The organism is Sphingobacterium sp. ML3W (assembly GCF_000747525.1).
Taxonomy (GTDB): Bacteria; Bacteroidota; Bacteroidia; order Sphingobacteriales; family Sphingobacteriaceae; genus Sphingobacterium.
Map to the genome: position 1 here is coordinate 270609 of NZ_CP009278.1, position 14393 is coordinate 285001.

Consider the following 14393-nt stretch of genomic DNA (forward strand, 5'->3'; position numbering starts at 1 on the left):
AGACTAGATTATACAAAAGGCATGATTAAAAAAATGTTAGTAATGATGTGCTTTGGGTTGAGTACCTTAACAACCTTCGCACAGTCTCCAGAACGTCCTAAATTAGTCGTCGGTCTTATGGTTGACCAAATGCGTTGGGACTATTTGTATCGATTTGCTGAAAGGTACGGTAATGGAGGTTTCAAAAGATTGTTGAGTGATGGATTTTCTTGTGAAAATACTTTGATCAACTATATTCCAACCTATACAGCAATTGGACATAGTTCGGTCTATACAGGCTCAGTCCCTGCTATACATGGTATTTCAGGAAATGATTGGATTATGGAGCAAACCGGTAAAGCGATGTACTGTACACAGGATGACAATGTAGAAGGTGTTGGTACAACAGAGCCTGAGGGTAAGCAATCGCCACGAAATCTGTTGGCTTCAACGATTACAGATCAACTGAAGTTGGCAACCAATTTTCAATCAAAGGTTATCGGTATTGCCATTAAAGATCGTGGTGGTATTCTTCCAGCAGGTCATTTCGCTGATGCTGCATATTGGTTTGAGGCTAAATCAGGCAATTGGATTACGAGCAATTTTTATATGGATAAGTTACCGAAGTGGGTAGATGATTTTAATAAGAAAAAGCTTGCTGAAAAATATTTAAAACAAGATTGGAAACCATCATATCCTTTGGCAACCTATACTTCAAGTATTGCAGATGACAATATATATGAGGGGAAATATGCCGGAGAAACAAGTCCAACATTGCCAAGAGCGACATCCAAACTGATGGAGACTGAAGGTTATGAGTTAATCAAAACTACACCTATGGGCAATACCTTGACATTGGATTTGGCTAAAGCAGCTATTGAAAATGAAAAACTAGGAAATAACCCGACGAAAAGTACAGACTTTTTGTGTGTCAGTTTATCTGCTACGGACTATGTAGGACATCGCTATTCTCTGTCTTCTGTAGAAATCGAAGATATCTATTTGAAACTGGATCATGAATTGGCTGATCTTTTTAACTATTTGGACAAGACCGTTGGAGCGGGCAATTATACGTTCTTTTTAACAGCAGATCATGCCGCATCTTATAACTCGCGTTATTTTATGGATATGAAGGGCAACGGTGGTTATTTTCCAAGTAGACAGATTATAACAGCTTTAAACGAAAATTTGAAAGCGAAATATGGTCAAGAAAAACTGGTTAAAAGCTTAATGAACTACCAGGTGCATTTGGATAATGAAAAGATTGAGACCTTAAAGTTAGATGAAGAAGCGATTAAAACGGATATCATCAAGTATCTGAAGAAACAGGATGGCGTTGCATTTGTATTTGATATGTCAAAAGGGGATGTCTTACAGGCGCCACTTGCGATACGAGAAAAAGCAATAAACGGATATCATATGAAACGTAGTGGTATTATTCAAATCGTTGTTGAACCACAATGGTATGATGGTACACCACGTTCGACAGGAACGACACATGGAACCTGGTCGAGCTTTGATTCCCATATACCGCTGGTATTTATGGGCTGGGGCATCAAACCTGGCGTTTCTAATAAAGCTGTTAACGTAACCGATATTGCTCCTACACTTGCTGCCTTGTTGCATGTCATGGAACCAAATGGTAGCATTGGCACACCAATCGTAGAGGTGCTTGGGCAGTAATACTGCTTTTAATGCTATATGGCAGGTAGGGGATGTTTGATTTCCGCTATGAAAAATTAGTGTATGAAGTGGATAGGAAGATAAGTTTGTTTTATATACAATGTAATTAAAATTGTAAATAGCACAAATTTATCTAAGTTTGTAGATAAAATTTGATTAAATAATATGCTTTCTAAAAAGACAAAATATGCAATTAAGGCCTTAATGGTTTTAGGTAGGAACTACGGTAAGGACCCCATGCAGATCGTGAAAATTGCCGAGGAAGAAAATATTCCTAAGAAATTTTTAGAACAGATATTGTTAGAAATGCGTAATGCTGGAATTTTGTATAGCAAAAAAGGTGCTGGAGGTGGCTATAGTTTGAATAAAGCACCTGAAGATGTCTATTTATCTCAGGTAATGCGATTGATTGATGGCCCTATAGCCTTATTACCTTGTGTAAGTCTTAATTTTTATCGCTCTTGTGATGAATGTACAACAGAGCATGCATGTGGTATACGCGATACATTTGTCGAGGTTCGTAACGCTATGTTACAAATATTGAACGATACAAGTGTAGCAAGTTTAATTAATAAGGAAAAACAATTAAACTTAGATACATCAGAAGATAGTTAGTTAACATTAATAGGTATAAAAAGGGTCGCGTTAATCAATTAACGCGACCCTTTTTATTTTTAACGAAAATTTAACAAAAAGAATACGATTTTATCGTATCAAAACTATATCTTTAGTTTTTAAACTACTATAAACCTGATTTAATGGCCAAATTCTATTGGAGCATACTGATACTATGCTCATTTATTCTGACCAATTCAGCACATGCACAAACCAAGGTAGCGGGAGAGATAGTTGATTCGAAGGATGGGGGAAAACTAGGTAAAGCAGCTGTTGTATTATTAAATGCTAAAGATTCTGTTCTTGTTAAGTTCGTCCGGACAAAAGAAAATGGAACTTTTAACTTTCCACAAATTGATACTGGAACCTATAAATTCATCGTATCCTTTCCGCAATATGCAGACTATGTCAAAGATGTTGAGGTAGGAAAAGAACCGATTAATTTGGGTGCAATCAAATTATCAAAAGCCGCTTTATTGCTGGAGGAAGCCCAAGTAGTCGGAGGAATACCGGTTATTATTAAAGGAGATACCATTGAATACAATGCCGCGAGCTTTAAAGTGGAGAAGGATGCCAAGGTTGAAGATCTATTGAAAGTCCTTCCTGGTATGACGATAGATGCCAATGGAAAAATCACTGCCAATGGAAAAGAAGTAAAGAAAGTCTTATTGGATGGTGAGGAATTCTTTGGTGACGACCCGACTCTAATCACTAAAAATATCCGGTCGGATATGGTCAGTAAGGTCCAAGTTTACGAGAAGAAATCAGATTTAACCGACCGTACAGGTGTGGATGATGGAGAACGTACACAGACCATTGATATCAAGCTAAAAGCCGATAGTAAAAAAGGAATGTTTGGTCAAGCCACTGCAGGCGGTGGGACTGATAAGTATTATGGGGGTAAATTGATGGCCAATAGATTTAATGGTAGTCAAAAAATTGCTGTTTATGGTATTGCTGCAAATGATGGAATGGTTGGTCTGGGCTTTGAAGATGGACAGAAATATGGTGTGGGTTCGAGCAATGTTGAGGTTATGGATGGCGGTGGCATCATGATTTCAAGTGGAGATGGTTCTGAAGGCGGCTATGATGGTAATTATTATGGTGGCGGTGTACCCAAAGCACTTAACTTTGGAGCGAGTTACTCGGATAAATCAGCCAATGATAAACATAAGATCAATGTCAGTTATAAACGCAATCAGCTTAATGTAGCCAATACTAGTACTTATTTCGCTCAGAATAACTTACCTGAGCAGGCACGGATTGATAATTCAATAACCAGTTCGGATAATGAAAGTCGGACAAATGCTGCAAACCTGAGGTATGATTCTAAATTGGATTCATTGACAGATTTGACTGTTAAGATGGGGTATAATAAATTACAACGGGATAATTATTCAGAGACCTTCGGCGGTCAGCAGACCCTAGAAGGTTTGAATATTACGGAGACGAATTCCAAAAACAATGCGATAAGCGATCAAGAACGATATAACTTAGACGTTTTGCTCACCCGTCGGTTTAAAAAGGAGAGAAGATCCTTGACTTTAGCGGTCAATACGAATACGGATAAAAATGATGGAAATGCAAATTATTTTTCAAGTACCTATTTCTTTAAAAACGATCTTACAGATACCATTGATCAGTATAAGAAAGATAAGAATAGCAATACGAACATTGGAGCTTCGATGACCTTTACAGAGCCGATTTCTAAAAGGCTGACCGCTACGCTCGGTTATTCATTCTTAAATAATAAAGGAGAAACATTGAATCAATCTTTCGATAAAGATTCGGTGACAGGTGAATATACGGTACTCGATCAAACGATACTGAATGATATTGATTTTTCGAGTATGAAAAATGGATTGAACACGTCGCTGAATTATAAGGACAATAAGTTGACAGTCAATCTAAGTAATCAACTGGATTTTGAACACGTGAAACGTGAGTATAATAATCTCGGAACCGTGCTACAACGCGATCAAACATCAATACGTCCTAGTTTATCCGCTAATTATAAGATTACAAAAAGTAAAAGTATCAATTTCCGATATTATGGGAGAACATTGCAACCTTCATTGACTCAAATAGAGCCCTTAAAGCAAAACTCACAACAATTAGTCACCTATCTTGATAATTTTGATCTAAAAGCTGGTTTTAGTAATAATTACAGTTTTAATTTCAATTCCTATAAACAGCTGAAAGATCAAAGTGTCTATGCATATATTAGTGCAACACAGGGAGTCAATAATGTATCCAGTAGAGTGAGGTATTATGAAGATGGTAGGCAAGATATTCAATATGTCAATATTGACAAGACTAACTGGCGAATATATGGGCAATCTGGATATCGATTTGTTCTGCAAAAAAAGTGGGGACTTAATCTGAATTTGGGAGCCAATGTGGAATATAGTAGTCAATATAGTTATCTATCTTTAGGGAAAGAGGAACCCCGATTAAATCAGAATGAAACTTGGAGTTTGGCCCCTAGTATCGGATTGAGCCGTTATAAAGCGAATAAATTAGATTTTTATTTAAATATCACCCCTGGGGTTGAAAATCTGAGTTCTTCCTTACAACCTGAATTAAGTAGGTCAACTTTTACCATGAATTCGTATGGTAATTTAACGTATTATTTACCAAAAGATTTTAAAATAGGCCTTAACGTTAATCAAAGCTATCAAAGCTCGACTCAAACGCTAGAATCTATTAATATCGTTAACATGAACGGTTATATTTCTAAAAAATTCTTTAAAGATAAATCATTAGAGGCACAGCTCTATGTCAACGATATTTTAAATAAAAATAGCGGCATTAATCGTTACCAAAATGGCACATCATTTATCCAATCCAGTAATGAGGTATTGCACCGTTATGGGATGTTGAAGGTGATTTATAATTTTACAACCATGAAAGGAGGAAAATAAGATGAGAAAATATTTTGTAGCATTATTTTTATTATTGGGATTAATGACGAGTGTATCTGCCCAGTATGCTTTTTTTCCAAGCAGTGGAACAGTTACGTACGAGCGAAAATTTCATTTACAAAACTATTTGAAGCGAAATTTTCTAAATAAACCAGATCTGGATGGCTGGGACAAGATCAGTGTCGAGCAGGCAGTGAAAGCTGGACCAGTTGAGATGGTTACCCATCATAGTTTGAAGTTCTTTGATGATGAAACACTTTTTGAGACTCTTGAGGAAGATTACCCCGCGAACTATCGTAATGTCTCTTGGTACAGCCCTTTTATTAACGACTCGAAAACGTTTATCAATGTTAAAGATAATAGCTTCTTGAAGTTGCTTCCTTTTGGAGATGAAGAACTATTAATGAAAGATTCGCTACCCAATGTGAAGTGGAAGTATACCGATGAGTATCGCAACATTGCGGGATACGATTGCCGTCGGGCAAATGGAATTATACAAGATTCCATTTATGTGGTAGCTTTTTTTGCGGGACAGATTCCAGTTCCGGTAGGCCCAGAGCTTATCCACGGCTTGCCCGGCTTGATATTAGGGGTATCCATTCCCAGTATGAACGTCAATATATTTGCGACTAATGTGGAGTTGAGCAATACACCGGTTTCTAGTGTGCTGACAAAGAAAAAGAAGGTCGTAGCAGAGCCTAAAGAAGCCGTTATTGCAAAATTGAAGACCTCCGTCTACGATTGGCTAAGCGAGAAGGAATTTAATAAAAAGCTGAATGCTATTTTATTTTAAACAAAAAAGGGAACGCAACGTTCCCTTTTTTATTTATGTTAGTATTGTTATCTAATGGTACTACCAGGCTTGATTGCCGTTGTTGGATTGACAAAATCCAAACGACCATCAGCATCTTCCGCCATTAGGATCATCCCTTGAGAGGTGATTCCTTTGATATCACGAGGTTCTAAATTCACCAATATAGATACTTGCTTACCGATGATTTCCTCAGGCGAGAAAAATTCAGCAATTCCTGACACAACAGTACGTTGATCAATCCCTGTATCGATTTTGATTTTTAATAATTTTTTCGTCTTGGCAACTTTTTCCGCTTCGAGGATAGTTCCCACACGAATGTCAAGTTTCGTAAAGTCTTCAAAAGCAATATTTGCTTTCTCAGGTTCCGTTTTCACGTTTGCAGCTGCATTCGCAATTTTTGCTTCCGCCAACTTGTTCAATTGAAACTCAACCTGCTCATCCGTTATTTTTTCAAATAATAACTGTACCTCACTCAATTGATGTCCATCAGCAATTAAGTCAGACTTTCCAGCATCTGTCCAGTCTTTACGCGGGAAATCCAGCATTTCGAAAAGTTTAGTAGCCGTTTTCGGAAGGAATGGTTGTGCCAATACAGCTAAGTTTGCAACAATTTGCGTAGCCACATTCAACACTGTTTTTACACGTTCTTCATCCGTTTTGATGACTTTCCATGGTTCTTCATCTGCTAAATATTTATTTCCTAGGCGAGCAACGTTCATAAAATGAGCCATCGCTTCACGGAAACGGTATTGTTGCAACGAACCAGCGATTGCCTCCGGCAATTTTGCCATTTCGCTGAAGACATGTTGGTCCACCTCATTTAAAGGTGATCCGGATAAAACTTGACCATTGAAATATTTATGAGAAAGCACCATGACGCGATTGACAAAGTTCCCTAAAATGGCAACCAATTCATTGTTCACACGTGCTTGAAAATCTTTCCATGTAAATTCGCTATCTGAAGTCTCCGGAAGTATTGATGTCAATACATAGCGCAATTCATCCTGTTTACCTGGAAATTCTTCTAAATATTCATGTAACCATACAGCATGGTTACGTGAGGTCGATAATTTATCACCTTCAAGATTCAAAAATTCATTGGCAGGTACATTATCGGGTAAAATGTATTCACCATGCGCATGTAAGATGGCAGGAAAGATGATACAATGGAATACGATATTATCTTTTCCAATAAAATGTATCAAACAGGAGTCATCCTCTGGATTTGTTTGTTTTTTCCAATAATCTTCCCAGTTTTTACCCTGATCTATCGCCCATTGTTTAGTAGCCGAAATGTAACCGATAGGAGCATCTAACCAAACATAGAGTTTTTTACCAGCAGCTTCTTTAAGCGGAACATCTACTCCCCAGTCCAAATCACGCGTCATGGAGCGCGGTTGTAAACCTGATTTTAACCAAGATTGGCACTGACCAAAAACATTGGATTTTAAAACGTCTTTTTTACCTTCTATCAACCATTTTTCCAACCAAGGTTGATACTTATCCAGAGGAAGGTACCAATGTTTTGTTTTTCTTAATATCGGTGTTTTACCACTTAATGTAGAGATCGGATTGATTAGATCTGTAGGACTTAATGATGTACCACATTTTTCACATTGATCGCCATAGGCGCCTTCAGCCTTACAGTTCGGGCAAGTACCAACGATGTAACGGTCAGCTAAGAATTGATTAAAATCTTCATCATAATATTGTTCTGAAAATTTTTCAACAAACTCTCCTTTATCGTATAAATTCGTGAAGAACTCTTGGGATAATTCATGGTGGATAGGTTCGGAAGTGCGATGATAGATATCGAACGCAATACCAAACTCTTCAAAGCTTTCTTTGATTTGCGTATTGTATTTATCAATGATCTGCTGTGGCGTAATACCTTCTTTTTTAGCTCGAATGGTAATCGCAGCACCATGTTCATCAGAACCACAAACATAAACAACGTCTTTATTGTTTAGACGTAGATAACGAACGAAAATGTCGCCTGGGATATATGCGCCGGCCAAATGACCAATATGCAAAGGACCATTAGCATAAGGCAATGCAGATGTAATGGTGTAACGTTTTTTGGATAAATTACTCAATGCTATACAGTAAATTAATTGTTAGCGAAATAAAAAAACAAATTAAATGTTTGTTTCTTTCACAAAGATAATTCAATTTGCGGTATTAAAATAAAGATTATGACGAAAATACCTGAATTTCTTAAAGCAGGCGATAAAGTCGCAATTGTCTGTCCAGCAAGTTTTATCCGTGGGAATATAGATGTAGCGGTTAAAATATTAGAGTCATGGGGTCTAGAGGTTCTTTTAGGGAAGACCGTGACTGCTGCTTATCATCAATTTGCAGGGGATGACCGCGAACGTGCTGAAGATTTGCAATGGGCTTTGGATGACGAGTCTATTAAAGCTGTTTTCGCAGCTCGCGGTGGATATGGTTGCGTACGTATCATTGATCAACTTGATTTTTCTCTTTTTGAAAAACAACCCAAGTGGCTTGTTGGCTTTAGTGATATCACGGTTTTACATAGTCATATCCAACGTCAATATGGTATCCCCACGATACATGGACAGATGCCCAAATCATTTGAAGCTGGGACTGAAGCATCATTAGATACCCTAAAAGCAGCATTATTTGGACATATTGTAGATCATCAATATACCCAAGAAGCGGCTCCAAGTCGGATAGGTGAGGGCGAAGGCGTGCTTATAGGCGGAAATTTGGCCATACTTTTGTCCGTATTGGCCTCAGAATCGGATGTCAATTACGATGGTAAAATTTTATTTATTGAAGACGTAGGAGAGTCTTTCTATAGTGTAGACCGCATGTTATGGGCATTAAAACGTGCCGGTAAATTTAGAAAATTGAAGGGCTTAATCGTCGGTGGTTTTACGGCCATGAAAGATGGAGACCCTTCCTTTGGCCAAACGGTAGCAGAGATGGTGATGGATAAAGTATCCGATGATCATTTTCCTGTTGCATTTGATTATCCTGCAGGACATATTGACGATAATCATGCCTTGATTCTAGGGAAGAAAGTAAAATTGAAAATAACACAACATAAGGTTTCATTAACATATATCGATTAAATATTATGGCAATATTTCAAACATTAGGAAAATACAAGGATCTAGGTTTATTGATGATACGTATAGGTTTGGGAGCGATGATGATTGTGCATGGTTTCCCGAAGATAATGGGTGGGATGCCGATGTGGGAAAAACTAGGTGCGTCCATGGGAGTTTTAGGCGTTCATTTTTTACCCGTTTTTTGGGGGTTGATGGCAGCTGTTACAGAAAGTATAGGCGGGTTATTTCTATTGATAGGCCTTTGGACCAGACCATCTTTATTACTCTTAGCCTTTACGATGTTCATTGCTGCCTTAGTTCATTTTGGAAAAGGGGATGGGCTTAATGGGGCTTCCCATGCTATCGAATTGTGCTTTGTGTTTTTTGGTCTGTTATTTATTGGACCAGGGAAATACTCAGTCGATAAAAAATAAACCGATAAGGCTTACAGCAAAAAAGCGGGATTCCAAATTATGGAATCCCGCTTTTTTGTTGATCAACTATTTTAGAAGGTAGAAATAATCCCTAGGTCACCGTTTGGTGTGATGACTCTAAATTTGTATGTCGATTTGTTATGAAAAGGAATGGCCTCTTTGAATTCCTTGGATTTTAAAGAGGGTTCAGTGTTATCTTCTGTATAATAGATCTTAAATCCAGGGTAATCGGCATTTGCAACCAATTTTCCATCGACTAGTTTGACGCCAACAGCTGGTACGCGATAATGGTATCCCTGATTTAACTTGTCTAGTTTTTTTAATTCATCATTACCCAGTTTTTGCATAAATCCGGCATAGCTCTTCTGGTAAGCTTGTGCATCAAAGTTATCGCCCTTTTCCCAGCTTTGTTCAGCTGCCCATCCACGATCGGCAACAGCCAATAAGCGTGGGAAAATCATTTCTTCTAACCGGGTGTCATTATTTATTTTTTCGGACCAAAGACCAGCTTTCACCCCTAAGAAATTGGCTTTTCCCTTTGCAGTCAAGTGCACTTTATTTTTTGCAAAATCTTGTGGTAAGTCATTTCCAGCATTATCTTTAAAAATATTGAGGAAATAATTTTCCGGAGCGAAAGAGTATGTTTTGTTGATATCAACCAATCCTACCCAGCTGTGTCCTGGCTCGGCAAAATTATGGTCCCAAGTCATGTCCAGATAATTATTATAAGCAGATGTAAAGACAACTTTATAGCCCGCATTTGCTAAGCGGTAAGCTAAATCTTCTTGTCCACCACCAATGAGGTTATTCCAGACATTTAAGTTTATTTTATGATCCGCTAGTGCAGGGTTGACATCCATTCCTTTTCCGAAATTCTTCATTCCCATTTCTTCCCAACCCGACATGGTCAATCCTTTGGACTGGCAGATTTCATTAATCTTATTGATATAATATGGCCACACATCGTATACAGAGGTGATGTTGTTCTCTTTCATGAATGCCGCGATCCTTGGCGATTTCTCCCATGCGCCAGCTGGTGTTTCATCGCCACCTAAATCGATCATTGTCAGCGGTACACCCGCTTGTTCATGCATGCTTTTAATCTCGTCAATGACTTTACTGAGAAAATGGTAAACAGAAGGTAGAGCTGGATTCAAGACATTGTCATTCCAGTTTTGAGCAGAATTGTAAACCGATTGGTCAGCTGGGTCATGCAATAAATATTCTTCAGCAGCTTTTAGGTTTCCAGCCTTCTTCAGCTTGTTATAGCGAGCTTCCATTGATTTTATCGCAGCACGAGCATGTCCCGGCGTTTCAATTTCTGGTATCACTTCAATATGTCTCGCTGCAGCATAACGTAAAATAGCAATGTAATCTTGTGCAGTTAGGTATTGCTTGTCTTTTGCTACCGCACCAGAACCATAGGCTGGTTGTATCGCTTTTCCGTCTTTAAAGTTAGCCGAACGGACACTTCCTATTTCTGTCAATTCTGGTAATCCTGGAATCTCTAAGCGCCAGCCCTCGTCATCGATAAAATGGAAGTGAAATTTATTCAATTTATATTGTGCCATGGCATCGAGGATGCGTAAAACCTCCTCTTTACTATGGAAGTTGCGTGCTACATCCAGCATTAATCCTCTGTAGGGAAAACGTGGTTGGTCTTTTACCTGAGCAAATGGAAAGTTTAAAGTTTTGTTTGTGCTGCTCCAGTCTGTTGCAGGAAGTAGCGATTTTAACGATTGTAAACCATAAAAAGCGCCTGTTGCGGTACTGGCTTTAATTTCGATTCCTTTGTTATCGATCGTCAATGCGTAGCCTTCGTTTGCGAAACCTGCTGATTTCACGATCTTTAACTGCGATTCTTTGCTTTGACTGTTTTGTGCTTGTATACCTGTTTGTTCTTTTAAGAATTGGATGAATAAAGCAACCTCCTTGTTAAAGTCTGCATCTGAATTGATCGAAACAGTATTAACCAACTTAAAGGACTTAGCCCTATCCACCATGGCTTGTGCCGGTAATGGTAAAATATCTTGTTGTGTTCCTTTAGAAAGTAGTTCATTGCTCGTAAACTTCTGCGCTAAGTATGTTTTCCGTTCGTCCTCAGTAAAGGTATTCCTTTGTGCTTGATAGTTTTTGATGTCAGCATAAGTACCCTTGTCGTCATAACTTACATATAGCCCAATAGGCCCATCGGTGTAATTAATCAAACCGCCTACCGTGGTGAAGCTGATTTCTATCGTATCCTTAGGTTGTAAGATCATGTTATTTTTCGCAAACTCGATCTGGAATAAATCGCCATTACGATGGGATAACTTAAAACGTGAATCGACAGATTGAGCATCTATTCCACGGATGAAATTAAACCACAAAGACCAATCCTTGAGAGCAAGCGCTTGGCTATTGGTGTTTTTGATGATTAATTTAGAAGAAGGATTCTTTTTCAAGTTTTTTCCGGTCGGTACTTCCCATGTCACCTCAATTTTATTTTCAATATTTGTTGGCGACTGCGCAAAGAGATTTGCAGCCAAAAGCCCCATTGTTGCCGATAGCAAAAAGTGCTTTTTATAAGATTGATTATTCATAAATTTAATAGCGCTCTAGTTTCTTGTGTATCTAAAGATACAATTTTTAGATAAATAAATAATTTTATCATTTATATTTTGATATATTCAATATACTTTCTATATTTGCACACCGAAACACAAAAAGGCCCGTTCGTCTAGGGGTTAGGACGTTAGATTTTCATTCTAGAAACAGGGGTTCGATTCCCCTACGGGCTACAAAAAAGCGACTCCAAAAGAGTCGCTTTTTTTATGCAATCTATTCTGTCATATTTCATTTTTTATTTACAATATACGATGTGTGCATATGGCCCATTAAGTAACCTTAAGCAGGCAATCAGCATATCCCTCGAAAAGAACAGTTTCAAGAACAGTAGGGGGGTAAAAGGGGAACAAGTGGATACCAAACCCGCCATTAAATTAGGGTTACGATAGTGGTAAGCCGGAGTTAGCAGGGAGTTAATAGGGCTATACCCCTACTAACCCCCTATTAACCCCCTATAAAACCCCTGTTATTCCCTTATTAAATCAGAGCTTGGTATGAGTGACCCGTCCTAAAATAGCTATACAGTTTATTTAATAAATCCTGGTTTTAACTATACAACTTTCGACATTAATCCGAAATAAGCTATACAGCATATTCGTCAAATGTAATAATTTCACTCGAAGAATGTAAATCTTCTTCATTTGTCAATTCCATAAGTTCTTTTTCGGTAACGTCGTAATTTTTAGAATATGCTTTCCATCTTTTCCTCAATGCCACATTCTGGCGATGAGCTTCAGATGGTGTGAGATAATCACAGCTGCTATGAGGTCTAATATTATTATATGAATCAATGCTCTTATCAATATATAAGCACATCTCGGGAAATGATAGTTTTTTGGTATAAAATTCAAATTCATTTTTTAGTATCCCATTAACACGTTCTGCCAATGCATTTTCGTAAGGACTTCCATTTTCAGTCATACTAACAGCTATTTTATTGGATCTTAACTGTTCTACATATAATGTACTACAATACTGAGTTCCTCGGTCAGAATGATGGATAAGAGGTAAATCTATCCATTCTCTATTGTTCACTGCCATTTCAAGGGCTCTCACACAACCTATCGTAGTCATATCCTCACGAAAGCAATAGCCCATGATTTTTCGAGAATAAGCATCAGTAACAAGACTAAGGTATCCCCATTTATCTATAAGCCTAATATAGGTAATATCACTAACCCACAACTCTTCTGGCCGACTAATTACTAACTCTTTTATGATATTGGGATATTTGCGTAGATGATGACGAGAGTTCGTTGTCTTCACGTTACGCCGTCGCGTGCGAACTAAGAGACCATGCGAACCGATCAAATCGAATAAATAATCTCGGCCAACTTCTATATTATGAGAAGCTAAAATAGGTGACAACATGAAATGAAGCTTGCGTACACCTACTCGTGGTAAATATTCACGTATCTTCAAAACCTCCTGTAAAATAATATCATCTACAAAATTAGACGCACGTGAGCGCCAAAGGTGATCATAATAAGCATGACGACTCTTGCCAAACAGTTTGCATAAATTACCTATCCCTATTTTTGGAAATAAGTTCTGCAGGACTAAGACTGCTTGGCACCAGACTTTTTTCGGATATTAATATTTAACTGTTCTTCGGCAACATCGATCAAAGTGTTTAAGGCAGTAATTTTTAATTGAGCGGCAGATAAAGCAGCTTTTAATGCTTCTAGTTCACTATCATTTACCTTACACAAATCTTCATCTTCCACGACATCAGCTTTTAAAATGCTAATATCGACATTTTCTTTCTTAAGTAATCTAACCCATTTTGCAATGGTATCATGACCGTGGATATTGTAAATCTCGTTAGCTTCTGAAATGCTTAGCGTACCTTGCATAATCTGAAGAGCGATAGAACGACGCTGGAGAGGTGATAATTTAGTATATTTTGGAGTGCACACATCCTGAACAGTATACTTTATCATCCATTTACTCAATGCTTGGCCACCAACGCTTAATTTTTCGCAAACTTGTCGTTTGGAATAACCTTTCTTTAATAATGATAACGATTTTTTTATGACTGATTTGTCATAATAAGGAGTAGATTTGAGTTCGGGTTTCTTTGCTTTTATTTTGTTCATACACTATAATTAGTGTATAACTATTCTAGGACTAGACAGAGCTTAGTACCTCTTTAATTATAATCTAGTTCGCTATTGGTCAATCCTAGATCATCAATAAAAACCTAACAAAACCAACTCAAGACGCTTAAAAACAACTATTTAAAGGGGTTAATAGA

10 protein-coding genes and 1 tRNA gene are annotated in these 14393 nt (G+C 37.8%); 7 read left to right on the forward strand and 4 right to left on the reverse strand.

Annotated elements, in window-relative coordinates:
* Positions 1-21: 21 nt before the first annotated feature.
* The 4 genes from pafA to KO02_RS01275 all read left to right on the forward strand — a co-directional run bounded on the left by pafA (position 22) and on the right by KO02_RS01275 (position 5994).
* Entirely contained in the window at positions 22-1662 is a 1641-nt protein-coding gene (gene pafA / locus KO02_RS01260) for an alkaline phosphatase PafA (protein WP_051959717.1), read from the forward strand.
* A 165-nt stretch (positions 1663-1827) separates the two neighbouring features.
* Positions 1828-2277: an RrF2 family transcriptional regulator gene (locus KO02_RS01265; protein WP_038695150.1), complete on the forward strand. Its 450-nt coding sequence runs from the start codon at positions 1828-1830 to the stop codon at positions 2275-2277.
* 143 nt (positions 2278-2420) lie between these two features.
* Positions 2421-5201 carry a TonB-dependent receptor gene (locus KO02_RS01270; RefSeq protein WP_038695152.1) on the forward strand — a complete coding sequence of 927 codons (2781 nt, stop codon included), beginning with the start codon at positions 2421-2423 and terminating at the stop codon, positions 5199-5201.
* Position 5202: 1 nt separating this feature from the next.
* A complete protein-coding gene (locus KO02_RS01275) occupies positions 5203-5994 on the forward strand; it encodes a GLPGLI family protein (protein ID WP_051959718.1) in 792 nt (263 codons plus the stop codon).
* 47 nt (positions 5995-6041) lie between these two features.
* On the opposite strand, the gene metG is transcribed toward KO02_RS01275, so the two are convergent.
* Positions 6042-8111: a methionine--tRNA ligase gene (metG, locus tag KO02_RS01280; RefSeq protein ID WP_038695154.1), complete on the reverse strand. Its 2070-nt coding sequence runs from the start codon at positions 8109-8111 to the stop codon at positions 6042-6044.
* Between the two features lie 99 nt (positions 8112-8210).
* On the opposite strand from metG, the gene KO02_RS01285 reads away from it, so the two are divergent.
* Together KO02_RS01285 and KO02_RS01290 are read left to right on the forward strand one after the other, a co-directional pair.
* Positions 8211-9116, forward strand: a complete 906-nt coding sequence (locus tag KO02_RS01285) for an LD-carboxypeptidase (RefSeq protein WP_038695156.1) — start codon at positions 8211-8213, stop codon at positions 9114-9116.
* A 5-nt stretch (positions 9117-9121) separates the two neighbouring features.
* Positions 9122-9529: a DoxX family protein gene (locus tag KO02_RS01290; protein WP_038695158.1), complete on the forward strand. Its 408-nt coding sequence runs from the start codon at positions 9122-9124 to the stop codon at positions 9527-9529.
* A 71-nt stretch (positions 9530-9600) separates the two neighbouring features.
* On the opposite strand, the gene KO02_RS01295 is transcribed toward KO02_RS01290, so the two are convergent.
* Positions 9601-12111, reverse strand: a complete 2511-nt coding sequence (locus tag KO02_RS01295; protein ID WP_051959719.1) for a family 20 glycosylhydrolase — start codon at positions 12109-12111, stop codon at positions 9601-9603.
* Between the two features lie 126 nt (positions 12112-12237).
* On the opposite strand from KO02_RS01295, the gene KO02_RS01300 reads away from it, so the two are divergent.
* Positions 12238-12309, forward strand: a tRNA-Glu gene (locus tag KO02_RS01300).
* Between the two features lie 409 nt (positions 12310-12718).
* On the opposite strand, the gene KO02_RS01310 is transcribed toward KO02_RS01300, so the two are convergent.
* Positions 12719-13693 (reverse strand): IS3 family transposase, encoded by a 975-nt coding sequence (locus KO02_RS01310; protein ID WP_144243239.1) that lies wholly within the window; start codon positions 13691-13693, stop codon positions 12719-12721.
* A gap of 2 nt (positions 13694-13695) precedes the next feature.
* On the reverse strand, positions 13696-14235 hold the full coding sequence (locus KO02_RS22680; protein WP_051959720.1) for a hypothetical protein: 540 nt from the start codon (positions 14233-14235) through the stop codon (positions 13696-13698).
* Between the last annotated feature and the right edge of the window lie 158 nt (positions 14236-14393).